The sequence below is a fragment of the Devosia faecipullorum genome (assembly GCF_015158295.1).
Lineage (GTDB): Bacteria > Pseudomonadota > Alphaproteobacteria > Rhizobiales > Devosiaceae > Devosia > Devosia faecipullorum.
Map to the genome: position 1 here is coordinate 736,572 of NZ_JACDXV010000001.1, position 24,343 is coordinate 760,914.

Annotated in this window: 28 protein-coding genes; 25 read left to right on the top strand and 3 right to left on the bottom strand. The window is 64.0% G+C overall.

Going from position 1 to position 24,343, the window contains the following annotated elements; translation table 11 throughout:
- Window positions 1-16 precede the first annotated feature (16 nt).
- The 17 genes from H0482_RS03670 (at window position 17) to H0482_RS03750 (ending at window position 14,749) form a co-directional block, all read left to right on the top strand.
- On the top strand, window positions 17-796 hold the full coding sequence (locus H0482_RS03670; RefSeq protein ID WP_193728645.1) for a hypothetical protein: 780 nt from the start codon (window positions 17-19) through the stop codon (window positions 794-796).
- 11 nt (window positions 797-807) lie between these two features.
- Complete coding sequence (locus tag H0482_RS03675) at window positions 808-1,218, top strand: head decoration protein (protein WP_193728646.1); 411 nt, start codon at window positions 808-810, stop codon at window positions 1,216-1,218.
- Window positions 1,219-1,280: 62 nt separating this feature from the next.
- Entirely contained in the window at window positions 1,281-2,321 is a 1,041-nt protein-coding gene (locus H0482_RS03680; protein ID WP_193728647.1) for a major capsid protein, read from the top strand.
- Between the two features lie 73 nt (window positions 2,322-2,394).
- Window positions 2,395-2,961, top strand: coding sequence for a hypothetical protein (locus tag H0482_RS03685; protein WP_193728648.1), 567 nt, complete (start codon window positions 2,395-2,397; stop codon window positions 2,959-2,961).
- 3 nt (window positions 2,962-2,964) lie between these two features.
- Window positions 2,965-3,339 carry a hypothetical protein gene (locus H0482_RS03690; RefSeq protein WP_193728649.1) on the top strand — a complete coding sequence of 125 codons (375 nt, stop codon included), beginning with the start codon at window positions 2,965-2,967 and terminating at the stop codon, window positions 3,337-3,339.
- Between the two features lie 2 nt (window positions 3,340-3,341).
- A complete protein-coding gene (locus H0482_RS03695) occupies window positions 3,342-3,551 on the top strand; it encodes a hypothetical protein (protein WP_193728650.1) in 210 nt (69 codons plus the stop codon).
- Window position 3,552: 1 nt separating this feature from the next.
- Entirely contained in the window at window positions 3,553-4,863 is a 1,311-nt protein-coding gene (locus H0482_RS03700; RefSeq protein WP_193728651.1) for a hypothetical protein, read from the top strand.
- Between the two features lie 85 nt (window positions 4,864-4,948).
- Window positions 4,949-5,281, top strand: coding sequence for a head-tail joining protein (locus H0482_RS03705; protein ID WP_193728652.1), 333 nt, complete (start codon window positions 4,949-4,951; stop codon window positions 5,279-5,281).
- The gene (locus H0482_RS03710) at window positions 5,271-5,777 is read left to right on the top strand and encodes a hypothetical protein (RefSeq protein ID WP_193728653.1); all 507 of its coding nucleotides are present in this window, start codon (window positions 5,271-5,273) and stop codon (window positions 5,775-5,777) included. The genes H0482_RS03705 and H0482_RS03710 overlap by 11 nt, the downstream gene beginning before the upstream one ends.
- A 10-nt stretch (window positions 5,778-5,787) precedes the next feature.
- On the top strand, window positions 5,788-6,579 hold the full coding sequence (locus H0482_RS03715; RefSeq protein WP_193728654.1) for a hypothetical protein: 792 nt from the start codon (window positions 5,788-5,790) through the stop codon (window positions 6,577-6,579).
- A gap of 48 nt (window positions 6,580-6,627) precedes the next feature.
- Window positions 6,628-7,245, top strand: coding sequence for a hypothetical protein (locus tag H0482_RS03720; RefSeq protein ID WP_193728655.1), 618 nt, complete (start codon window positions 6,628-6,630; stop codon window positions 7,243-7,245).
- A gap of 23 nt (window positions 7,246-7,268) precedes the next feature.
- Window positions 7,269-7,595, top strand: coding sequence for a hypothetical protein (locus H0482_RS03725; RefSeq protein WP_193728656.1), 327 nt, complete (start codon window positions 7,269-7,271; stop codon window positions 7,593-7,595).
- Window positions 7,595-10,363: a hypothetical protein gene (locus H0482_RS03730; protein ID WP_193728657.1), complete on the top strand. Its 2,769-nt coding sequence runs from the start codon at window positions 7,595-7,597 to the stop codon at window positions 10,361-10,363. The genes H0482_RS03725 and H0482_RS03730 overlap by 1 nt, the downstream gene beginning before the upstream one ends.
- A complete protein-coding gene (locus H0482_RS03735) occupies window positions 10,360-10,845 on the top strand; it encodes a hypothetical protein (protein ID WP_193728658.1) in 486 nt (161 codons plus the stop codon). The genes H0482_RS03730 and H0482_RS03735 overlap by 4 nt, the downstream gene beginning before the upstream one ends.
- A complete protein-coding gene (locus H0482_RS03740) occupies window positions 10,835-12,709 on the top strand; it encodes a hypothetical protein (protein ID WP_193728659.1) in 1,875 nt (624 codons plus the stop codon). The genes H0482_RS03735 and H0482_RS03740 overlap by 11 nt, the downstream gene beginning before the upstream one ends.
- 4 nt (window positions 12,710-12,713) lie before the next feature.
- The gene (locus tag H0482_RS03745; RefSeq protein ID WP_193728660.1) at window positions 12,714-13,343 is read left to right on the top strand and encodes a hypothetical protein; all 630 of its coding nucleotides are present in this window, start codon (window positions 12,714-12,716) and stop codon (window positions 13,341-13,343) included.
- Window positions 13,343-14,749 (top strand): hypothetical protein, encoded by a 1,407-nt coding sequence (locus H0482_RS03750; protein ID WP_193728661.1) that lies wholly within the window; start codon window positions 13,343-13,345, stop codon window positions 14,747-14,749. Before H0482_RS03745 ends, H0482_RS03750 begins: the two co-directional genes overlap by 1 nt.
- Here the strand turns inward: H0482_RS03750 and H0482_RS03755 are convergent.
- Together H0482_RS03755 and H0482_RS03760 are read right to left on the bottom strand one after the other, a co-directional pair.
- Window positions 14,743-15,402, bottom strand: a complete 660-nt coding sequence (locus H0482_RS03755) for a hypothetical protein (RefSeq protein WP_193728662.1) — start codon at window positions 15,400-15,402, stop codon at window positions 14,743-14,745. The two genes, H0482_RS03750 and H0482_RS03755, sit on opposite strands and share 7 nt — an antisense overlap.
- A gap of 17 nt (window positions 15,403-15,419) precedes the next feature.
- Complete coding sequence (locus H0482_RS03760; RefSeq protein ID WP_193728663.1) at window positions 15,420-19,613, bottom strand: ATP-dependent DNA helicase; 4,194 nt, start codon at window positions 19,611-19,613, stop codon at window positions 15,420-15,422.
- 343 nt (window positions 19,614-19,956) lie between these two features.
- Between H0482_RS03760 and H0482_RS03765 the strand changes: the two genes are divergently transcribed.
- From H0482_RS03765 to H0482_RS03800, 8 genes are all read left to right on the top strand, one after another.
- Window positions 19,957-20,316 carry a hypothetical protein gene (locus H0482_RS03765; protein ID WP_193728664.1) on the top strand — a complete coding sequence of 120 codons (360 nt, stop codon included), beginning with the start codon at window positions 19,957-19,959 and terminating at the stop codon, window positions 20,314-20,316.
- A gap of 59 nt (window positions 20,317-20,375) precedes the next feature.
- Window positions 20,376-20,882, top strand: coding sequence for a TIGR02594 family protein (locus H0482_RS03770; RefSeq protein WP_193728665.1), 507 nt, complete (start codon window positions 20,376-20,378; stop codon window positions 20,880-20,882).
- 2 nt (window positions 20,883-20,884) lie between these two features.
- Window positions 20,885-21,178: a hypothetical protein gene (locus tag H0482_RS03775; protein WP_193728666.1), complete on the top strand. Its 294-nt coding sequence runs from the start codon at window positions 20,885-20,887 to the stop codon at window positions 21,176-21,178.
- Window positions 21,175-21,507, top strand: coding sequence for a hypothetical protein (locus H0482_RS03780; RefSeq protein WP_193728667.1), 333 nt, complete (start codon window positions 21,175-21,177; stop codon window positions 21,505-21,507). Before H0482_RS03775 ends, H0482_RS03780 begins: the two co-directional genes overlap by 4 nt.
- Complete coding sequence (locus H0482_RS03785) at window positions 21,504-21,743, top strand: hypothetical protein (RefSeq protein ID WP_193728668.1); 240 nt, start codon at window positions 21,504-21,506, stop codon at window positions 21,741-21,743. The genes H0482_RS03780 and H0482_RS03785 overlap by 4 nt, the downstream gene beginning before the upstream one ends.
- On the top strand, window positions 21,740-22,171 hold the full coding sequence (locus H0482_RS03790) for a hypothetical protein (protein ID WP_193728669.1): 432 nt from the start codon (window positions 21,740-21,742) through the stop codon (window positions 22,169-22,171). The genes H0482_RS03785 and H0482_RS03790 overlap by 4 nt, the downstream gene beginning before the upstream one ends.
- Window positions 22,171-22,509, top strand: a complete 339-nt coding sequence (locus tag H0482_RS03795; RefSeq protein WP_193728670.1) for a hypothetical protein — start codon at window positions 22,171-22,173, stop codon at window positions 22,507-22,509. The genes H0482_RS03790 and H0482_RS03795 overlap by 1 nt, the downstream gene beginning before the upstream one ends.
- 272 nt (window positions 22,510-22,781) lie before the next feature.
- Entirely contained in the window at window positions 22,782-23,324 is a 543-nt protein-coding gene (locus H0482_RS03800; protein WP_193728671.1) for an HNH endonuclease, read from the top strand.
- 6 nt (window positions 23,325-23,330) lie between these two features.
- Here the strand turns inward: H0482_RS03800 and H0482_RS03805 are convergent, their stop codons facing one another.
- Complete coding sequence (locus tag H0482_RS03805; protein WP_193728672.1) at window positions 23,331-24,341, bottom strand: NotI family restriction endonuclease; 1,011 nt, start codon at window positions 24,339-24,341, stop codon at window positions 23,331-23,333.
- Between the last annotated feature and the right edge of the window lie 2 nt (window positions 24,342-24,343).

The following is a 24,343-nucleotide window of genomic DNA, read 5'->3' on the forward strand; positions in this document are numbered from 1 at the left end:
ATCACGGGAAACAGACATGCCGCGTCTCAAGAGACTGAATCACTCGCTGCTCCGCAGCGTCTCCCGCGCCGCCCTTGGCGCCGATGCACCCGCCGACGACCCGAACGCCGAGGACGAGGACATCGACGGCGAAGAGGAGGATACCCCTCCTGCAGGTCGTCGCGGACGCAAGTCTAAGAAGGCCGGCAAGCGTTCGCGCCGTTCTCAGGAAGACGAGAACGCCGAGGACGACGAAACCGCTGAGGATGAGGAAGCCGAGGACGAGGAGGCCGATGAGGACCCCGACGCCGAGGACGATCTCGATCCGGATGCGGAGGACGAGGACGAGGACCTCGACGGCGAGGACGATGAATCGGCTGAGGACGAAGATCCTGATGCCGAGGACGAAGAAGCCGAGGATGAGGACATGGAGGACGAAGATCCCCCGGCCTCGCGTCGCGGCAAGAAGTCCCGCAAGTCCAAGGCCACCGGTCGCACCTCACGCACCGCAGGTCGTCGCACCAGCCGCACGGCAGGTGGTGGCGAACGCGCTCGCATCGCCGCGATCACCCGCAGCAAGCTCGCCGCGGGCCGTGAGGGCCTTGCCGAGTACCTGGCGTTCGACACGGGTCTCAGCACCCGCACTGCGCTGGGCATCCTGAAGCACTCGCCGAAGGCCCGCACCACCACCAGCCTGCGCTCGCGCATGGCTTCCGTCGACAACCCCCGCACCAAGGCCGGCAGCGGTCGCACCGTCAATGACGACGACAGGATCGTCGCTTCGGCGGTCAAGACTGTCCAGTCCTTCGGCTTCTAAGGAGACCAGCCATGGCTGAGTACGAACCCACTTACGGCGCTTCGCCGAGCTACTCGTCCTACGAAACCTCGTACGACGAGATCGACACCGGGCAGATCCCTCTGATCTCCGAGCCGATCACGATCCTCGCCGGTGCCGGAAAGCTCCCTCGCGGCGCGGTGCTGGGCAAGGTCACGCTGACCGGCAAGTACGTGCTTTCGAAAGCGTCAGTCGGCGGTGTCGCTGTCGCAGACGGCTCTCAAGTGCCAGCAGTTGTGCTCGCGCACGGTGTCGATGCCTCCGGCGCAGCTGACATCAAGAGCGCTGGATACGTGCACGGCCAGTTTATCTGGCAGGGCCTGACGGTCGGCGAAGGGCATGACTTCGACACGCTCAAAGCCGCCTGGGCTGGCACCACTCGATTCCTCGTCAAGGCCGCTTAACCGCGGCCTTCGGCTTCCCTTCGACGGCGGGGCTGCCCCGCTAAGCAAACTGGAGATGCTCCATGAACCGCCTTTATACGACTACCGCGCTGCTGGGCGTTCTCCGCTCGCTTCTGCAGCCCCAGTCGTTCCTGATCGACCGGTACTTCACCGGCATCGTCGAGAGCGACAAGGAAGAAATCGCCTTCGACATCGAGCTGCACGACGAGCAGCTTGCCCCCTTCGTGGCTCCCACGGTCGAGGGCAAGATCGTCCGTGAGCTCGGCTTCAAGACCGACGTCTTCACCCCTGCTTACATCAAGCAGAAGACCCCGCTGGCTCCCTACAAGTCCATCAAGCGCACGATCGGCGAGCGCATTGGTGGTGGCGAGATCACCGCGCAGCAGCGTCAGGAGATCCGCGTCGCCTACACCCTGACCCGCCATCAGCAGCGCATCACCCGCCGGCTTGAGGCCATGGGTTCCGAAGCCCTGCGCGAAGGCCAGGTGACCGTCGCCGGCGAGGACTACGAAACCAAGGTCGTCAACTTCGGCCGCGATCCGTCTCTCCGCATCACCCTTGCCGGCGCTCAGCGCTGGGATCAGGCCGATGCCGATCCGATCAAGGATCTCGAGGATTGGGCGCAGCGCGTGTTCGACGTCTCCGGTGCCGTTGTCACCGAGGTCGTGTTCGGAGCCAAGGCGTGGAACGCCTTCCGCAACAACGACAAGGTGAAGGCGCTGCTGGACATCCGTCGCGCTGATGGTGCCGGCCCGATCAATATCGGCCCTGCCACCGCCACCCCGACCGGTGCTCAGTTCGTCGGCTCCTTGGGCGGCTTCATGCTGTTCAAGTATGCCGGCAGCTACAAGGACGCCGCTGGCCAGCGCCATCGCTTCGTGCCGGACAACGGCGTCATGGGCGTCGACCCCCAGAACTATCAGGGCGTCCGCTACTTTGGCGCCATCATGGACGAAGAGGCCGGCCTCAAGCCATGGGCCTTCTTCCCGAAGAGCTGGCTCCAGCCGGATCCCTCGGTTCGCATGATGATGACCCAGTGCGCCCCGCTGCTGGTGCCGGGTCGGAAGGACGCGAACTACTACGCCGAGGTCCTGACCCTCTAAGGCCAGAACGACGCCAACGCCCCGCGCCCACCAGCGCGGGGCTTAGCCCCTGAGAAACCCGGGAGATTCCGTCATGTCGAACCAGTCCAGAGCCGAGCGTCGCGCCGCTGCAATCGCAGCCCAGAAGGCCAAGCAGGACGCCGCCACATCCGCATTGCAGACCACCACCGCATCGGCAACGCCACCGGCCAACGATCCGGCTCCTGCTCCGCAGACCGATCCCGCCACCAATTCCGCGCCGGCGAACGACGCTGCAAACGCTCCGCAAACCGGTAGCGAAACGGTGACCAATTCGACGGAGCCGACCACTGCCGAACCCAGCAATTCTGGGGCGTCAGGCAATTCGACTGACACCAAGACCGACGACAAGGACGGCGCGAAAAACGCTGGTGGAAATGATGGCGCGAACGCCACCACGACCGACAGCGAAACCGCTGGCCAGAACGATGGTCAGGACGGCGGCAATGACGGCAACGATGATGGTGCCGATACCGTCGTCGAGGACGGCGACACGATCGACATTGTGACCGTCCACGCTCTCAAGTTCACTGCCGACTACACCGAGCCGGGCACGCCGATGACGCTCGGGCGAGAGATGGCCCTGCAGCTGCTCGCCTCCGGCGCCGTGAAGAGGGCCTGATCGATGTCGGGCGGCTTGAAGACCCCATGGACCCGGCCATTCGGCGATCCTGAAGCGCTGCCGATCATGTCTGCGCGCGTCGCAGACATTGTGCGCGTCCCGGACGCCGACGTGGCTGCGGACAGGTGGGAATTCGAGCTGCCGTCCGGCACCCTGGCGTTCGAGCTCACGGCATTGAACGCCGGCGATGATACGGCCCGCATCACATACTGGGCCGGTCCTGACCTGCACAGCGCGATCGGCGGCATTATCCGGCCCGTGCCCGCGGGCGGCGCGCTTGTCGAATTCCGGCACGCGATCGCCGGCGACATCGTGGTCGTCGAAGATGGCGGCAACGACGCCCTCGAGGTCGTCGTCCACGCTCATATCGGGGGCTGACGATGCTTGGACCCAAGATCATCGGCCAATCCGGCGGCAAGGCCCAGCAAATCACCGTGGAGGTGATCGACGAGATCACCGGTGAAGTCACGAAGCGCACGCTCGACGTGGTGCTCACCGAGCTGGAGACGATCGGTGGCCCCCTGCTCGGACGCGCCATCGACGGGCCGACCAGCGCCCTGAACACACCAATCGATTCCCCGGAGAACTGACATGCAGACGATCAACAAAGGGGACGGAACCGGCACTGGCGACAGCGTCAAGCAAGCGCTGGCGAAGACCGCCGACAATTTCGCGGAAGTGTCCGACCGCTTGGACGACATCGAGGCCCGTGGCTTTCCCCGCAAGCTCAGAGGATGGGCCGGTCCCGTGCCGGGCTTTCCGCAGCCACCCAGTGCCAAAGGCAGCGCATGGACCGGAGCGACGAGGAAAGGTTCGCATCAGTTCGCTGCTGGCTCCCTGACAAACGCTTGTCTTCTGCACATGCCGAGCGGCAAGCTCCTCGCGCTCGGGATACTGTCCAGCGCGCTCTACGCGCAGATCTACACTGTCGAAGCCAATGGTGCTTTGACTGCCCTTGGCGGCGTTGTGCAGCTCCAGAGCGGCGTAGCGACTGGCCAGATTCAAGCGATGTCGATTGGGCCTGATCTCGCCGTTCTGCTGACCTCGTCGTCGTCCAACGGTTCCGGCGCCCGCCGCATTGTGCTCGATTTCAGCACCGGGGCGATCGTCGTCTCGAGCGACACCGCACTGCCGAGCAATAGATTCACGACGGCATTCGCCTCATACAATGTTCGCGGCCTCCGGTCATCGAACGCGGTGTTCGGCATGATGACAGAATACGCCTCGTCGAACGGCTATCCCGTAGGCGCTATGACGCGACAAATGTCAGCCCTGTCCGCTGACAACTACTGCCGGGATCTTAGCTTGAGCTGGATGTCGAACAGCGGCCAGTACGCGTACACCACTCATGACAACTTGGGAACCGATAGCGCCGTCGTTGTGACCACGCGCTCGAATTTCGACGGCAATCTCTCGGCCATGGCGCTGCTGGTCGCTGTCAATGATGACGGCGCAAATGTCATCGACCGCATCGCGCTTGGTTCTGGTGCCACGCCGAATCCATCCGTTATCGCGTTGTCGCCAAGCCGAGCACTTGTCCGTCCTTCAGTAGCTGCGGGCGCCTTCACGCTCGATGTCGTCGACGGCGAGCTGCAGTTGCTCACTACCGACGTCCAGACGTCAGGCGTACTGGGCAGGCTCTGGCGAGCCGTATGTGCTCAGGACAGCAATCGGGCCGTTGTGTTCGAGCAGTATCAGGACGCCACCGTGCCAACGATCCTGCAGATCGACGAAGCGACTGGCGCAATCACGGAAGCCGGCACGATCCCGCTTGTTTTCGGCACCTCTGGAAGTGCCCTGCCGCACGACGCACTCAAGATCGGACCGGACCGCATCGCCATCATCGGTCGCCACGCCAGCGCCTCGCCCCAGTGTCTCGTCGAAGTCTGGGATCTGACCTGACCTGCACACGACCTGCTGGTGACCTGCTGGCAGGTCACAAACCGCCAGCATCCAGAATTCGCTATCAAATTCCGAGGGTTACCGAATGGACTGGGAAGCCGAAATCGCAGGACCCGCTCTCGAAGAAGACGGCGTGCCGGCACGGTACCGCAGCGCCGTCGATGGCGAGCCCGATGGCGTGATTGATCGCGAGCTGACCGTCCTCTTCCACGAAGGCTATGTCGAGAAGGTGGTCCAAGGCGCAGCGGTCGCCGGCGATGAGGTGGCTGCGCTCGCACCCAGATCGGCATTGTCGGATGCAAAGACCGGCGGCCTACTCACGGTCGACGGCAGGGTTTTTGTCGTCCGGTCGAAGCCCGAAAACGACGGCCGTGTGTGGATCAAGCTGAAGCTGGAGTTCGTCGACGTTGCTGGCTGATATCGAAATCGGAACAGACGATCTGGTGACCGTGGCTGTGGCCGCGGCTCGAGATCTGCTGTCCGGCATCGAGATCGACGGCAAACCCATCCCCGTCAGGATGGGTCAGGTCTATCCCGAGGCTGTCGAGGATCTGCCGGTGCTGCAGGTGTTCTCGACGTCCGAGGGCTACCAGTACGGCGCCGGTCGGGTCGGTCATCGCATGGTCCGCATCGACGCCACGATCACCGTCGCTTTGCTCTTCGCGCTGCCGATCATCAAGCTCGAAGAGCTCGATCGCAAGATAGGTCGCGTCCGCGGCCAGATCAAAGCCCGCATCGCCGCCGATCCGCACCTCAAGATCGACGGCAAGGTCTGGGCAACCGACCTCGAGATCCAGTCCATCCAGAAGGGCTTGGCCGGTGCCGGCAAGGCCACGCTGGCGATCAATCAGCTGCAGCTCGGCTGCAGCATCACCCATCGCGAGGGATCCCTGATCCCCGCTCACTACAACTAAGGAGGCTCTCATGCCCGCTATCGCCGATTATGGGGATCTGAGCCCCGGTCTGTACCAGATCCAGAACTGCGAGATCCTCGCCCGCAAGCCGGGAGAGGAGCATTTCGTGCAGTTCGCCGAGTGCAACACTGCTCGCATCAACATCACGGGCACGTCGATCAAGCGGAAGGCCAAGAACAAGCGCACCCGCTATGTCGTGGTCGAGCACAATATCGACACCGAGGCCACCCTCGATCTCGAGGCCATGACCTTCACCCGTATCGTCAACGAGCTGCGCCTGCAGGGCGATGGCGAGGACCTCGTCCAGGCTGCTGGCGCGTGGACCTTCAACATCAAGCACGCCCAGATCGGTGGCATCTACAACGTCGGCAAGCACAACATCGCCGCGATCGTCACCGGGACCGAGAACGTCTACGACGAGAACACCGACACCTACACACCCGGTGCCGCGCTCGCTGGCCTTCAGTACAAGGTCGTCGACGAGGCCGATGGCAACGTGCAGCTGCTGGGTGGCTTCGCCAATGGCGATTGCATCCAGATCGCCGGCAACGCCACCGAGATCACCGCCGCCGAGGCCCTGCTGGGCGTCGACTTCGGATCGAACCTCAATCAGGAGCTGGAGCTTCGCGTCCGCGGCCTGTCCGAGATCGGCACCCCGTTCGTGTTCTACGACCTGTTCTGGAAGGGCAAGCCGAACGGCATGGACCTGATCGGCGGCGACGACTACTCGGCCCAGAACTTCACCGGCACCCTGACGGGTCGCAATGGCCGCATCGGACGCTGGCAGCAGCTGAGCGTCTGATCATAGGCGGGGGCAGCCGCCCCCGCTCTCATTCCCCGGGAGAACATCATGAGCCGTTTTGAGAAGGCCGTTCCGACCGCCACGTTCGAGGTCGCCGGCGTCGCCTACCCCAACCGCAAGATGGGCCACGTCGCCATCTTCGACACCGTGTGCCAGTACGATGGCGTCGGCCCATTCATCGAGGAGTTCCTCGACGGCCTGATCGACATGAACGACGTCCGCAAGTGGATCGCCGGTCGTGTCGCCAAGGGCGAGACCGAGCTGACCAAGGACGAGATCAAGATCGCCCAGGTGCTCGCCACCAAGGTGCTTGCTCGCATCGAAGCCATGGATCTCACGATCGGAGGCGTCGTCTGGACCATCATCTACAAGTTCCCCGGGCTGATCGCCGAGCTGCTGCTCCGCTGCGCGGTGTTGAACGAGGACGAGGGCGACACCGAGGACAAGTTCCTCGCATTCATCGACGCCCGCTCCCTGCCCGAGATGTTCGACCTGTGCCTGCAGTGGTACCGGTTCCAGCTGGAGGACGACCTGCGCCCTTTCGTGGAGAAGGCGAAGGCAAAGGCCGTCGCCGCAGCCGCTTCGGTGAAGGACGCGGCCAAGCCCGACAGCAAGCCGGCAAAGGCCCCAAGCAGGACGGCAAGCAAGAGACGGGCCCGCGGCTGAAGCTGTTCGACAGCTGGAAGCTCATGGCCTTCGAGCTCATGACCGAGGGGGGGCTTCATCCAGATTGGGTGGCGAACCTGTCCCCGGGCGAGCTCAGGGCCAACTACAACGAGTTGGTGCGCCAGCGCGCCGCCCGCCAGAAAGAGCAGCTCCACATTCAGGTCTCGGCTGCTGCCGTCGTCGCGGACGGTGGCAAGATGGCGAAGGCGCAAGAAACGGCATTGTCCGATGCAGCCTCACGCACGACCGTTCGCTCCGAACCTGCGGGATCGGAGAGACCAAAGACCTTGGATGAAGCCGCCAAGGTCCAACGCGACTTCGACGAGACCGCCCATCTCTGGAAGAGCTGATGGCCGTCAACATGTCCAAGACCCCGACGATCTCCGCGCGCATGCGCGTGCGGGGCACGGAAGAGGTCAACAAGAGCTTCGATGACGTCAAGGCCAAAGGCGAACAGACCTTCGGTGCCCTCCGTCGTTCCGCTCAGACCGTGGGCACGGCCGTCCAGCAGACGGCCGATGTTGCCGTCAACACCACCAAAATAGCTGTCAGCACCGCCACCACGGGCGTGTCCGTCATCAGCAGCGTCCTATCCGGCCTCGCTGGCGCGGCGACCTTCGTCGTCAACGCCGTGCTCGGCATTGCCGGCGCCATCGCCAAGGGCGCGACGCTCGTTGCTGGTGCCGCCGTTGGTGCCTATGTCGCTGCGCGGTCGTGGGTGACCTCGATCGCCGAGGGCAATGACGAGGTGGCGCGCCAGGCACAAGCCATCGGCATGTCCGTGGAATCCTTGTCCCGCTGGCAGGCTGCCATCCGGATCGCTGGCGGCGACAGCAAGGCCGTCGTCAGCGCCTTCGAATCCGTCCGCAACAAGATGCTGGAAGTGGCGAAGGGCACGCAGGGCGCCGACACCGCTTTCCGGCAGCTCGACATCCGCGTCCGCAACAGCAACGGATCCCTGAAAAACAGCGAGGAGCTGTTCGACGAGGCCATCGATCAGCTCGCCAAGATTTCGGACGAAGGCATCAGGTCCTCGGCGGCATACGACCTGTTCGGCAGCGCCGCCACCAGCCTGCTGCCGGTGCTTCGCCGTGGCAGCGCTGGCCTGAAGGAGCTGCAGCGGGACGCGGAGCGGTATGGCACCGCGCTGACGACGGCGCAGGCAGCCGAGAACAATGCGCTACTGGAGAAGAAGCGGCGCATGGACGAGGCGCTGCGCGGTGCCAGCAATCGCATCTCCGACGCCTTCCTGCCGATCTTCACCGCGTCGGCCACCTCGATCGCGAATTGGCTGGAGGCCAACGGCGGCGCCATCGAGACATGGGCCAACAAAGCGGCGATCACGCTCAGCACCTTCCTCGACGACGTGAAGTCGCTGTTCGGCGATCCGTCCGCGCGCGAGCTGACCCATACGTGGCTGGCCGACCTGCAGGGGCCGGCTCAGGTCATGAAGGGGCTTATCCTCGACATCATCGACAGCATGGCCGGCCGCGGCGTGTCCAGGACACCGTGGCTGTACGACTTCATTGACACGATCGGCGAGGCCTACAACGCCAGCAAGTCGCTGGTGTTCATGTGGTCTGAGATGATGGGCATCCTCGACGAGGACTTCGACCTCGCCCAAAATCTGCGCGACGCGACTGCCGCTTTGATGGGCTTCCAGCAGGGCCTTGCCGGCGGCGATAGCGATGTCCTGTGGGCGTCCAACCTCGGCCAGACCGTTGCCTTGCTATCGGTTGGCGTCGGCGCTCTGGCCGGCACGGTCGCGGACAACAAAGAACAGATCACCGCATTCGCCATCGACGTCAGCTCGGCATTCGCCGATCTCGCCGATGCGATCCGGGGCATCCTGAATGGTGGTGGCGTCGCCGAGGGCAACTCGTTCGCTTGGCTGGAGCCGGTCGTGGCTCAGGTCATCGCCCTGTTCGAGCAAGTCAAAGCCGTGGGCGTCGAAGTCTGGTCCGAGATCGTTCGCAACTGGGACACGCTGCAGGCGGTCGGTCAGGGCATCATCGACGTCATGGACGGCATCGCCAAGGCCCTCGGTCTCGGCGACTGGAAGACGCTCGGCATCATCCTCGTCATCGCCCAGCTCACCGGCGCGCTGAAGCTGGTGTCGACGCTTGCGGTCTTGTTCGGTGGTTTGGCGACGGTCGTCAACAATGCGATCGGCATCATCGCCGGCCTGTGGCCAGTCATCGCCGCTGTGGGTGCGAAGGTCGGCGCCGTGCTCATGCCCATGATCGCCTCAGTAGCCGCCTTTCTCGGCATTCCAGTCGCGGTCGTCATCGGCATCGCCGCTGCCATCGCCGGCATCATCGCGCTGCTGGTGATCTTCCAGGGCGACATCGGGGCCGTTTTCCGCTTCATCTGGGACGTCATCCGCTGGCCGTTCGAGCGCCTGTGGGAGCTCAATCAGTGGGTCTGGGCGCGCATCGGCGACGCGGCGAAAGCAGCCGTCGATGGATTGAAAGTCCTATTCGCCCCGCTTGGCGGTTTCTTCGGCGCGATCTTCGACGGCATCGGCTCGATCTTCTCCGGCGCATGGGATCTGCTGTCGTCCGGGGCGCAGCGCGCTTGGGATGGCATCACCGGCGTGTTCTCTGGATTCGGAGACTTTTTCCGCGGCCTCGTCGACCAGGTCACCGGCATGTTCACCGGGCTCTGGGACGGTCTGAAGAATGGTGCCGCTGGCGCGTGGGACGCCGTGAAAGGCTTCTTCGGCTTCGGTGGCGAGCCCGCTCCCGGCAATGGTGGCCCGAGCTATGACGTCGGTACTGCCCGCGTGCCGGGTGCCGATGGCCAGCCTATGCGCGCCACGATCCACGGCGGCGAGCGCATCCTGACCGTGGCAGAGAACAAGAAATGGGGCTCGCTGCTGGACAGCCTAGCCAGCCTTACCACACTGCCAGTGAGCGAATTCGCCCTTGGTCCGACCGCGGTGCCGACCGGTGCTGGCGGTGGTGGTGGCTCTGGCTTGCAGCCCGTCAACGTGCAGGTCGGAGGCCGTACCTACAGCATGCAAGGACAGCCCCTCACCGTGCGGTCGTTCCAATCCGGTGTGCGTCGCCACGCCCGCATGATGGCAATGCCGGCACCTCGCTGGAGGACCTCATGAAGGATTCGAACTTCACACTTCTGTCGATCGGACAGATGGCCGGCAGCCATCGCGGCATCCGGCAGGAGATCTCGCCGATCGCCAACGGTCGCATTCGGCGCAAGCTCAGCGGACGGGCGTATTCGACGGCCCGCGGACAGTTCAATGTTTTCAGGACAACGGTCTATTTCGAGGACGTCTGGCCCCCTGCATTGGGTGGGCTATGGGTCGGGCAGCGCGTGACGATTGACTGCGCCGTAATGCTGCCCCAACCACAGCTCGTCGGCTCGGCACCCATCCGACCGGTCGTGCCGGGCACGTTGAAGTTCTACGACACCGACATGGACGAGGTCCTTGAGGGTGATCCTTCCGCAGCATGGTTCAACTACTGCCCCCGGCTGGAGGTCCTCGTCGAGCCTTGGAATCTGCAGGAGGACGAATGGGGCGCGGTCAGCTCTGGCGACATCACCTTCATTGAAGTCGAGGTGCCAGGTGTGGTCTGACCTCTTCATCGCCCTGGTGCCCGATGGCACCCCATTCGACCCCGTGGCCCATCGCCGCCGGGACCTCGACGTGGACGAGATCACGGAAACGTCCACGGAAGCGTCCGGGCGCACGCTCTACACGATCGTCACGGATCGAGGCGATCCCGGCATCGCTATGCTCGCGGTGACGTCGTGGTGCCATGTCAGCCGCGAGCTGGAGGACGGCACGCTCAAGCATCTGGCTCAGGGCTGGATCGATCCGCTGGTCATGCAGACGCAGGACGAGGACCTCGTCAGCCTGGACATCGTGTGCTCGCCACGCGACTGGGAAGCCGCCGTCGCTGCGGTGTTGGCACCCTACAAGGTTTTGCCCGGTTTCGACCCTGTCCTCGTCGCCCCCGACAAGCGCGACGATCCCGTCGAGATCTTGGACGGCTACAGCAAATCCGTGTTCTGCCATCCGTCGACCCACGCCATGTCCGTCGTCGACATCCACGGCGTCGGGCTGCCTGTCGTCGAGATCGCCGACCCCGACTTCCCCGGCCCCCAGCCCGAAGCCGCCACCCGCCCGATCAGCCGCGTCGATGTCAGCGTCCGCACGGAGTGGGTCGAGACCCGCAACGGCACGATCGTCTGCGGCGCCGAAGTCGAGGGCGAATTCGAGCTCGACAAGGCCAACACGCTGACGCCGGACGCCTTCGAAGCCTCCTTCCCCAAGGCGGGTTCGATCATAAACGGCGACAGCGGCTACACGATCGGACGGTCGGTGCTTATGCGCCGCGACGACCTCGATATTGGGATTTATCCCAACACAGTAGGCCCTGTCCGCGGCTCCAGCGGCGTCTACAATTACGTCACCGATCCCGACCTTCTCTCGCCAGAGGCGCAGGGCTTCGACCTCGAACGCGTCTGGTACGACCTCGAACTCGATATCGACTGGAAGGTCTCGCAGAAGCGCATCCAGATCGCCCGCTTCTCCATCGTCAACGGATCGCCCGCCGCCGCCGGGGGAAGGATTGAGGCGCTAGATCTTACCACCGATGACATCAGCCTCGACGACACCACCCCCGAGTGGACCGCCGACACCTACTACAATGTCGGTGCCATTCGCCGCGTCGGCACGCAGAACTGGCGCTGCACCGTTGCCCATATGGCCGGCACGACGTTCGGCGGCAGCCTCTACTACAGCCATGGCGGTGGCCTTGGATACGGGTCGCGCTGGGTCCGTGAGCCGGTCAATGGCTCGCCCCTCGGCAGCCTGAATGCCCAGAGCTATTTCCACCTGCCCCGCGGTCGGCAGACGCTGGAAGCGGCAGCGCTGAAGGCGCGCGCCATGCTGGCCGACAGCATCCGCAACAGGCCCTTCACGTTCGACACCGAGGTCACCGACGAGCTGCTCGGGCTGACGACGGCGACGGTGGTGAAGGTCATGAGCGACAGCGGTTGGATCACCGGAAAGGTAACCAAGATCGAACGTGTCAGCTCGCCCGACGACGAGGTCCTGACCATCACGATCTCGCCCGCTGCGGGATCCGGCATCGCCGTCGCTGGCGCCGATCCGCTCAGCCAGACAGGCGAGGACTGGGACCGCATCTTCCTGGGCGATATCGACGACCAGCAGCCGGTCGAGCTGCCGATCCCCGGCGGCACCGTCCGCATCGACAACACCGCGACCGAGCAGCTGGCATACGTGCAGGCCAATGATTTCAGCCCGGTTGATGGCCGCATCGATCCCGAAGCCAACGACCCCACCGAGCTGCTCAAGGACGTGCCCACGACGATGGTCCTGTCGCTGACGCAACTCAGTGGCCGCGAGGCGCTGGAGCAGATCATCGACGTGCCTGTGGCCGCGCCATGGTCCGGCCCAGCGCAGCAGGAGTAGAGATATGTCCCTCGTCACCGATCTGACCGGCGAGATCAGAGGCTCCAAAGCACCCGATCGCAGCAAGGGCCACACCGCGCCATCGACCGGTGCCAGCGGGCAGGCCCCCGCGGTCACGCCCCCTGCTCCCGTTGCCGCCCGCGGCAGCCAGGCGGATTTCCCCGTCGAGGGCGTCGGCGGCCCGGCTCGTCGCGATCAGGCCAATCATTTCGGCTGGAAGCTGCAGGCGGGCATGGAGATCCGCAGCTATGCGGAGACCGTGGCCGAGCGCGCCGTCGACAGTGGCGACATGCTCGAGCTCGATCCGGCCATAGCCACGATCTACGACATCAATGCCGCCGGCTCGCTGATCCTGACCGTCAAGGACATCCCCGAATCCACGGTCGGCGGCGAGACTGCCAGCCGCGTGGTCAGCCTGCTGCTCTACATCAGGCGCGTCGCCGGCGGCACCATCGTCTGGCCAGCTGGGACGCGGTGGTCCCTCGAGGTCCGCGATCCGGACGGCGACGGCGACACCGCCGACAATCTGCTCGGCCCCGCCGACGCCGCTCGCCTCGACATCTTCGTGCTGCACCGCCTGCCCAGCCTCGGCTGGATGGGGGCGATCGCAGGCATAGACATGAAGGTGCTCTGATGCTCGCCCGCCGCCTGATGATGGGCCGTCCTCGATTCCAGCGCGAGCCCGAGTTCGTGCCAGTGCTGTCGCATCTGGCCAGCACGAATTATTTGACGCCGCTGCCGCCCGAGCCGCCTATATGGGACGGATTCGTGGAGATCGCCCCGGATGGCGCGCCGCTTTTCGTCGGTCGGTCGGTACCGCAGCAATTCGTTCGCCTGCCTGCCGAAGCACCGCCGGGATCGCATGAGAACCGGACGATCACTCTGACCGATCAGAGCCTTGGTTCGTGCCTCTTCCGCTGCGAGCCAAGCGGCATCGATCCCACGCCGCTCGAGATCCTGCCCTATGGCGGCGGAAGCAACAAATTCAGGCATCTTGGGGCCTCGCCGGCGATGGAGCCCATATTCTCCGGTTCGTCGACTCTCCGCGAGACGGGGCAGATGTACGTCTTGAATGGGCGCACTGGAGTGGAGGACCTGCTCGGGCCGGTGAACATCAGGACGAACCCGGGGCGCTGGTCGCGATGGATCAACAACGGCGACCGACTCGTCTGCCTGCAGAGCATGGGCATGACGAACGACACGGAGACCACCGCGCCGGCCATCACATACGCCGGTCATGGATTGACCCGCCAGTCCAGCAGCGGGATGCTCCTCGTTGCCAACCGCGATTGGACAGGACCGGTCCGCTGCGTCATCAGCGCCCTCGACGACGTCGCCACCGACTATGCCGATCTGCGGCACGAATCCTTCGCCGAGGGCGATGTCGCGCTGACATGTTCCTGCAGCATGAATACGGGCCTGAGCGTCATCACCAACAACACCGCCCGCCGGCTAGGCCGGCATTACTCAATCGCCGACGTGGTGATAGTGGAAGTCCGGCGTACACCATTCGATGCCCCGATCAGCTCGGGCGGCTACAGCAACCTGCCCTGCACCCTGAAAATCCGAGCCACCCGCCGGAAGGGATTGCTGGTAGTGCAGCCGGACGGTGCCGTCGAATTCCACGCCATGTGCCTGGAACGCTATGCCGCCGACATAGCCGCCTGGCGGCGGACCGTTGGCAGTAGCACAGGCTTCGTGCAGGCCGGTGGCGGGGCATGGCCGATATTGCCGACCAATATTCCTCTCGCGCTCGTCGAGGACGGCACGATCCCCAGCGTCGCTCGCCCCCACGCGATGAGCGACCGGCTTGTCGAGTTGACCTCCAGCGAGATCCGCATGTGGGGCTTCGATGGCACCTATCTCGGCGCCAACGCCATTCCCACCGGCGTCAGCGTCAGCCGCCTGCAGAACACGGATCTGTTCTGGAATCGGAACACGCGCTGGCGCACGCTCGATTTCGGGGCCACGTGGGCGCAATTCGACGACGGCCACCCCGACCTCTTCCCGGGGCCCTACACGTCCGTGCAGCTCTACTGATCCAGCATTTCTGCCTTTGAGGTGGCGATTGCCAAGGCCGTCGAAATCTCGACTGGCACGTGCGTGTTCGCCGAGACGACGGCAGTGTCGTAGAAGTCGAACTTCGGCTGATACTCCAGCTCCGGCACGATCAGAGCGAGATACTGCAGCTGCTCGCCGGGCATGCGGCGAGCCAGGGCGATGACGCCCTTGCCTTGCCGTAGCTTCGTCCACCACGTCCATCCCTCATCGAGGCTCTGCTGAATGTAGCCGCGGGGGATGTTGCCATGCTTGTCCACGATGCCGTGCGGGCCGGGCATCAGGACGCCATATTCCGTTGTCGCATAGTCGCCGGCGCGCCTGACACCCCCGTCGATCTGGTATTTGAGGTATTGCGACTGCATCGACCGGACGAAGACCGTGAATTCGATGTCGTCCTGGCGCGTCCCCGACTTGTAGATACCGATGCCGCGCTTGGTGAAATCGACGGGCATGTCGATGTCGCGCTCGAGCTCGGCGGTCAGCTCCTGCCGCACTTTCTCCGCTGCTGCCTCCAGCCCCGCCGCGATCGCCGGGCGCACGGTCGTGTCGATGTACGCCGATGCCTCGGCGGCGAACTGGCTGCTGTCGTAGTCTAGATCGATCCTCATAGACGCAGCCTCGACCGCGGCCATGCATCCTTCAATGCCGATCAGCCGGCCTCGGCACCCGGCAGGTAATCGCCCCTGCCCAACTTGATCTCGAATTCCGACCGCGGGATCTCGGCGTCCATCTCGCGATGCAACCGGGTGACCTCGGCTTCGAGGGCGGCTTGATCGTCTCGCGCCACGTCCCTCTTGTCGACTGGCTTCCGCTTCGCCGCCGGCGCCACCAGCCGTGCCGGCTTCTCGACGAGATCTTGGGGCAACTCGCCGTATCGCTCCGACAACGCTAGCCAAGCGTCGACGGGATCGCCATCGACCCAGCCCGCCAACACAAGCGCGCGACGTCGGCGTCCTGGTGCCGACGCCAGCTCATAGCCAGTGCTTGCGAACGCCGCTGCGAAGCGATCGCGGAATCGCTTGTCCTTCGGCAGGACCTCTTCGATCATCGCAGGCAGATCCCTGCCCTGCAGAAGCTCTTGGGCGCCTGGCACCCTTGGCGTTACGTTGTCCGCGAGCACGCCGCCGCTGATGCGCGCCAGCTCGGCGACGGGGCTGATCTTGATCATTGACTGCATCTCGACGAGTTCGTCCACGACAATGCCTTCGGGCAGGATCTTGCCCACGGCCAGCCAGACAGGCGGCGGCAGATCATCATCGACACCGCGATAGACAGGCCGCAGACGGCCTACGAACTGCCTGATTTCTTCTTCGCGCCACGACTCCTCGAGCTCGGTCGCCCATGTCCTGTGGGTGGCCTTCAACCGGCCATCAGGCCAGCGCTCTTCCCTCTTCGGCATCTCTGGGACAAGGTGCTCGACGTCCTGACCAGACCGCATCTGGATGGTGCGCCAGCCTTGCTTGCGGAACAGGACTTTGCCTTCGGTCGTGATGCCGGTGCCAAGGATGTCGAACGGCTCTTCAGGCTCGTCGTCGTCGTAAGTGAGCGCAGCCCTATATCCATCGACGATGCCAATCGGCTGCTCGGACCTGCCGATGCTGATGGCGGCGACGTGGTGCTTTGCGAAGTCGAGGCCGCGCAGGGCACCAAAATGGACGACGTCGATGTTCGGTGGGGGCGTCCAACCACCACCGGTCAGGACTTCCCGGATGGCGATCGTGGTGCCGACAAGCACCCTGCCATGGCCATAGAGAACGGCCGTCGTCGTGATCAGGCGGCGGGCTTCGGAGATCGTCTGCGCGATGGCTTTGATCTCATCGGGCGTGGAATCGGGGCGTGGTACGAAGGACGAGTTCGACCAGGTGCGCTCGATCATCGCCACGGTCCGGACGTGCAGGGGGGCTTCGACGGAGCGGATCACCGGCTGATAGCCATAGGTCTTGCTGATGATGCGCTCGTTCGCCGAGGCGTCGAGGAGGAGCATCGGAATTCCCGACCAGTTCGGGCCACGGCGCCATGATAGTCGAATGTGCGGTGTCCACTCGACCTTCTTGCCCTCGCCAGTCTCCTTGGTCTCCCAGTCCATCACGCACTGCCACCGCATATCGACCCTCCCCTTGGCCGTGCCTGCGCGGGTCCATTCGATCCGTGAGCGGACGGTCTTCCAGAACCGGATTTCGGAAAGGAGGTGGCTGCCGACCGGCTCTTCCGAAAGCGTGACCACCTGCTGCGCGGTCAGATCGGGCCGGACCTCGCGGTCAAGGGTGTGGCTGCGGTCGCAAACCGTAATGGCACTCATCAATAGCGTGTCGCACCGGTCGTGCTTCATCAGCTCCGCGGCCACGTCATGACCGTCGATCAGCCATTTCGACGCAAGCGCGCAAAGCTCCTCTCGGTCCTGGACCATCGATTCAGCGATCTGTTCGTCGCTGGCACCGGGATTGAGCTTTCGATCGAGCTTGGTCACGTGCGGTTTCTGGCGAGGCATATTGAGCGTCGATAGGGGGAACCGGGTCTGCTGCAGCAGGCTGTATGTCGTCGACTCGTCGATCACGACGGCCCGTGGATTCTCCAGCTCCTTCGGCATCTGGTGAAGCGTCAGGTAGGCATGCGACACGATCACGATGTCAGCGGTCTTCAGCGCTTCGAATTGCTTGTAGTACTCGCACAGTCCCTGCTCACGGAAAGGGCAAAGGATCTTCATGGTCTTGAGCTTATCGCCCTCGCGCCATGCCATGCGCTGCTCGAGGTCCGTGGCTGGGCGCTGGAATTCGCCATCGTCGATCGCAGGCACTCTGGCCTCGCACAGTCCGGTGGCGCGAACGCCCTTGTCGGCCAGCGCGCGGAATTCGTCCTGCCGCTGGCAACCGCTGGCTTCACGGCCTTTGAAATGGACGATGCGGACACCGACCTTCGCGGCCTCGACAATGGCGCGGTCGATCTCCTTCTCCATAGCCGGCGTGATCATGCCCACGCGCTCGGCGGTGGCCAGCGCTTCACTGGCATTGGCGTGGGTGGGTGGCACGAACAGGATCGGACCATTCTCATGCGTCCGGGGGTTCTGCTGGCAGAAGGGGAACAGGCGACCGAGCACCGAAACCGTCTTGCCGGCACCGGTGGGCGCGCGCAGGACCCACGGCGCTTCGGGCGATTTCACTTCTTGCCGCAGGTACGGCAACACCGAGTCCGTGAGCCAATCGCCGATGTGACCACCGACCGCAGCGCTGACGGCATCGCCGGTGGCCTTCCGCTGCTGTTGGGTGTCGATCAGCTGCCGTGCCGCATAGTCGCGGAAGATCTCCTCGGCCTTCTTCTTGACGATGGTGGTCTTCGCCCGGGGCTGGATGTCGGAGAATGCCGCCACTGGGCACGTGTCGACCGGCAGCCAGTCCAAGCTGCCATCGGCCGGCCGCTCCGACCGAATGCGCTGGGGCGTGGGACGCCGGCCGTCCGATGCCACAGACCACGGCACGGTGGCCTTGTGATAGCCATTGCCGCGGGCGAAGGAATCCAGCGACGCTTTCCACTTCTCGACCGCGCGCTTGAGCTTGGTGACGACGGCACGCTCGACCGACGACTCCGTGCTGAGTGCTTTGTTCTCGCGATGCACGCTCAGGAGCTTGCGCTTCGCCAGTGAAATCAGCCCTTCTTCGATGTATTGAACACCCAGCCGATCGAGGTCATGGGCATTCGCACCACACGCCGCCCACACTTGATCTGTCAGCCACTGCTCGGCGCCGTCGATGACATTGCCATTTTCGTCGAGGGACCAGTCGCCACTGCCCGCGCTGGGAATCCACAGGCGGCGGCCATGGTGATCGCGCTTCTCGCTGAAATCAGTGATCGTCGCCTTGCCGCCGAATGGATTCGATGAGGCTCCAGCCCTCGTCTTGATGATCGGTCGGTATGACTGGACGGCATTCACGAAGTCCCGCATCATCGCCTTCGTGATGATGGGCGCATGCTCGGGCCCTGCGGCTGCAGGATGCAAGGTTCCGGTCGACCAGTCGAAGTCTCGACCCGTCTTATGATGAAGCCCGTAGGCGGTGATGATCGCGCCTTCGGCAAGGAATTCGATGATGTTGAGCGGCTTGCCTTCGGCGTCGAGATCCGGATTGCCATCGGCATCGCCGAGGACCATCGTCTCCTTCTTGAGCGCCAGATCCTCCTCGCCCTCCATGCGATAGATAAGCATCAGCTTGGGCGCGGCCCCGATACGGACGAACGGTGTGACGCCGAGGTGCTTGAACGCCAGCCCCTTGACCGTCTCGGCGACGTCGGGGGTCCTGCAGTCGATGTCGAGCGCACGGGTGTTGCCGGAAGCGGCGCAGCACTGAATCGCAAGGTTCGCCTCTAGCAGTTCGTGGAGCTGCACGAACTGGCGCAAGGTCATGAGTTGCTCGCGCCACTTCGCCGGATAGAACTGCTCCCAGAAGACCTTTGCCTTGCCCTTCGTTTCATATGAATACGGGACGCGCGAGGGCTTGCGGGTCTCGCCGCCATCTGGCGCACCCCACGTTCCTGAGCGATCCTGCGGAACGACGCTCCAGCCATTGACGAGGCAGGCCCCGCCAAGGTGCTGCACAGTATAAAGGTGGGAGTACGGACCGGGCTTCTCGACACCGAAATTGCCGATCACCTCGGCATTGTTATCGACGTAGATCTGCTTGAGCTCGTCGTCCGTCAGCGCCCACGCCGTCACCAACTTGGGATTCGTATAGCGGTGACCTGCGAGGATCTTGAGCTGCTCGGCGGGCCGGTTCGCCGGGTCGCGCCATGATGGCTGGCCCTGCCCTGCCCGGCTTGTCGACCGGTTCAGCGCAGCAAGAGAATTGAGTTTCATTGGTTCGTCCGTGGTCTCGATGTGTCAGTCGCGGCGTTTCCAGCGCCGACCATAAGATCGCCTAGTGTCTCGAAATCCGCAAGAAGAAATCGTGCAGTCCTTCAAAGTTTCTATACGACAATTTTTTGTCTTATAGATTTTGCTGAACAGCGTTCAGTAAAACAGGACAGCACAATCAATCCATCACATTTTACGGATTGTGGAACCACTGCTTGATGCTTTCATCGATTCGCAGCACGATTTCTAGGCACACGTATCGAATCGTCCGTGAGTTCTTGAAGTGCGTCCAATTAAGCCTGACAAGCATCGGTCACATCGAGAGCGGAATTTCCGCGACCAAGTGATGACGGCCGTTCGCAAGAAGATCTACGCCGAGCGCATCCCGTGCTCCGAGATCATCGTCTCTGGCCGGCCCATGCTGACGGCGGTCCGCGCCCGCATCCTGCGCGGCGAGATCGACGACATCTCGCTCTCGAGGGCCTTGCTGATCGCCGATGCGGTCGGCGTCGATCTTCGCGACGACCTCGTTCCTCGTCCTGCGCCACCAGCGCCGAAACCGGAACCGGCAGGACCGACCGCTGCCCAGGTGCTGGCCCAGATCGTCGCCGACGCCAAGGCGGCGCAGCAGGAAAAGGCGGCGAAGAAGGTCAAGCGGCCTTCGCCCATGGAAGGGACGCCGACGTTGTTCGAGCTGTCGGCCTGACGATCGGCATTGTTGGATGCATGGCTCGCCACGACCCTCCTTGAAAATTGGAGGCCGTGATGAGCCAGACCCCAGAATTGCCATGGATCGCCGAGGCTCGCCGCCATCTCGGGCAGCGCGAGATCCCCGGAAACAAGCACAACCCATTCATCGTGGGCATCTGGTCGGCCATCGGCGCCGGGTGGTTCAAGGACGACGAGACGCCATGGTGCGCGGGGTTCGTCGCCTACTGCCTGAAGAAGGTCCATCGCCCGATCCTCGGGCCGGCACAGGTCGGTCGTGCGCTGGCATGGGCCGACTATGGCGTGAAGCTCGACAAGCCGGCCTACGGCTGCCTCGCGATCAAGAGCCGCAATGGTGGTGGCCACGTCGGCTTCGTCGTCGGTCGCAATCACCTTGGCCAGCTCATGGTCCTCGGGGGCAACCAGGACAACTCGGTCTCGATCGCGCCCTACAATGAAATGGTCTTTCAATCCTTCCGCTGGCCGTCGATCTGGCCGACCGAGCAACGCTGGAAGCTGCCGGTCCTGCAGGGCAACGGCAAGCCCGTGATGAGCGAGGCCTGACCGTGCCCCGTCCCGTCCAGCGCGCCCTCGATCTGATCACAGGCGACACGTGGCCCAAGCGCCGGCGCGTCGTCTATGTCGCGTTGCTGTTCTGCGCGCTGGTGATCGCCTACGCGCTGGGCGCCGCCACGGCTGCCCGGGACATGACCGTGGTCAAGGCGATCGCGGAGATGTCGTTCTGGCTCGGTGGCGGCATCATCGGATCGTACGTCTTCGGGTCGATCTGGGACGACACGAACAAGCGCAAGCACCTGCCGCCTGCATCGACGCCGCCGGCGCAGGCAGGTGAGGAATGAATCCGCAGCTCGCCGCCATCCTCGGTGCCGGTGCCATCATGCTGGGGCTGTCCGGCATGGTCTGGATTCAGTCGCACCGGCTCGACATCGCCGAGCAGGAGCTGAAGGTCACCCAAGAACGGCTGATAGTCACCCAAGAACGGCTGGCATCGACGACCCGTGCCCTCGACGAGCTTGAGCGCGACTACGAACGGAGCCTTCAGAGAAAAACGGCCTCTAGGAACGCGCAGGAAGCCATCAAACTCGCCCCCGAGGGCGACAACGGCGCGGTCGCACCAATTCTCGTCTATGGGCTGGAGCAGGCCGATATCGTCGGTGGTGCTCCATGAGAGCGATTTTGGCCATCGCCGTTGCCGTCATGCTCGCCGGCTGCGCCTCGACGACGCCGGTCGTGCCGGCCGCACTGCTCGATTGCGAGCCACACCCCGTTTCGCCGGCATCCGATCCGGCGATCACCCAGCGCGATGTCGCTGTCTACGTCGTCCAGCTCGCCGAGGCCGGCGCGGACTGCAGATCGAAACTAGGCTCCGTGCGGCGCCTGCTGACCCCGGAGACCACCCGATGAATTGGCTTGAGAACCTGCCTTGGGGTTCCATCATCACCGCCACCGTGACCGTGACGCTGGCGGCGTTGGCATCGTGGAGCACGTACCTGGTGTTCCGCACGAAGACCGAAACCGGCCTGACCGCGATCGACGAGAAGATCGCCGACACCAATCGCCGCGTCAGCGATCTCGCCGCGGGCGTCTCGCAGATCAAAACCGAGCTGCTCGAATTCCGGCAGCACGTCGAGCGCCACTACGTCGAGAAGGACGAGATCGCCGAGCTCAAGCTCAGCTTCGAGCGGTCCATCGATCGCATGCAGCAGTCCCTCGACATCGCCACGGCCACGATGGGCGACGTGCGCGACGCCGTGCTGGTGCTGACGGCCAAGGGGAACAAGCCGTCCGTGCCACCTGCCCGGCGCAGGGCCACGACCAAGCAGGTACCGTGATGCACATAGCCCTGGACTACGATGGCACCTACACCCTGAAGCCTGCGGCTTGGGACGCCGCTATCGAGGCCCTGATCGCCGGCGGTTTCCGCGTCAGCATCGTGACGGCTCGCGACGACCGGCACGACAACAATGCCGACCTGCAGCGCCTAGCCGCCCAAGGGTTGGCGGTTCACTTCACCCGCGGCTTCGCTAAGCAAGCGTGGATGGCACGCGAGGCCACCGACCCGGTCACGATCTGGATCGACGACAACCCCGAATCCATCATCGAGAATTCCCGCATGACACGCGACGAGCTGAGCGTGTGGCGGGCCAAGCAACGGAGGACTGGCTCATGAGGAAGCCGCAGCCCGTACCGAAGAGCCTGAAGCATCGCGGCATCGACTGGCGGCTCCATGTCCACAAAGCTCCGGACCCAGTGAAGGTCGCCCAAATCATGGAATCGCATGGCTACCACGCCGCCGTCGAGCGCTGGGGCTGGTTGTCGGCCGCAACGGTGTCTCACCTTGCCGCCGAAGGCCGGAGGCGGATGGGCGCGAGATAGTCGCCTTCACGAAATCTTTCGGCTTTGCTGGCCAATTTGCCCTCGGGGATAATCTCGGGGGCGCAGGTGAAGGCATCCAGCATCAAGAAATACCTGCGTCCATCGACGATCATCGGCCGCAAGAGCACTTTCGCAAATGCCTTCGCGTCCGCGCTCGCTCCGCACGATGTCTATTCGCCAGAGCTGGTCGACGCAGCCATCCGCGATCTAGGCCAAGACCCTGATGCCGACCTCGAGTGCGTCTATTGCGGTCGGGAGGCGGCGACGTGGGACCACGTGTTCAATCGGGTGACCAAGGGCGAGTTCTCGGGACATGGTCATCGTGTCCGGAACCTCGTTCCTTCCTGCCGAACCTGCAACGAGAGCAAGGGCCAGAAGCCGTGGCGCGACTATCTCGATGCCCTCGACCCGCCCGACAAGCAGGCGCGCATCGACAGGATGGAGAAATTCCTCAGCAGCGCCGACGCCCAGCCTGTCGGAATGGACGACATGCGCCACAAGGCTCACGACGAGCTCGAGCGCTTCTTGGAGATCCGCAAGCAGGTATTCGATCTGATGGCCGAAGCGGACCGGCTGGCGGTCGTGATCAGGCAGAAAGCTTCGCACTAGCCAACGCTACGGCCACACCCATCCCAGCTTGCCCTGCAGGCGATCCTCGAACTCAGGCAGGGTCGTCGGATTGCCGGCGGTCAGGCCTTTGATGGCACCGTCGAGGGTCGTGTAGATCATCTGATCGATGACCAGCGTCGCCTTGCCGGGATCGACGGTCTCGTCGTAACCGACCACGACCCAGACGATGTCGCAGTTCGAAACGTGGTCGACGGTCTCCATCTCGTCCATGGCGTCGAGGAATGGCCTGTCGATCACTACAACCATCTTCTTGCCCCACCGGCGCAGCGAGGGCACCTTGATCATCAGCTGCGGCATGAGGCGCTTGGGGCCGCTGGAGCGGAAGTCCGGACGCCGCGCGCCACCGGGGAAAGGCACGCCATTGGCGTTGGTATGGTTGCGGATGTTGTCGTTGTCCTTCGACATCGCCTTGCCGCTGAAATAGACGGCCTGCAACTCGACGGCGCACCAATTGGTCTGGTCTTCGGGATGCACGAAGACGAGGTCTATTCGACCGACGTCCTCACGACCGGCATCGGTGCCATCGGACGAGATGACGTCCTCCTCGTCCTCCTCTTCCTCGGTCTCCGCGATGGCCTCGCTGGCTGCGCGCGACTTGGGCTTGCGGAGGAACGGCAGCTCCTTGGCGAAGCGTGGATTGTCGGTCCCAAGGATCTCCTTGGCGATGGCCTGGACCATCGTGCCACCCTCGAGGAACCGATTGGGGCAAGTGGTGACGATGGGGCCGAAGGCGATATCGCCCTCCTCGCCGACCTCGGAGAACTTGCGGAGCGAGCACACGCCGCCGGCCTTGTTGCACTTGGTCTTGGGGGCCTTGGCCTTGCTGTCCCACGGGGCCAAACTGGGCACGTCGCCCATGAATGGGCATTCGGGCGCCGGGCTGATGTCGAGCAGATCTCGTCGCCGGTCGGGGCTCAGCAGCTTGAACAGCTCGCCGTACCACTCCCCTCGACCGTAGTGCGTCTTGTCCTTAGACTTGCTGCTCTTCTTCGCCATGC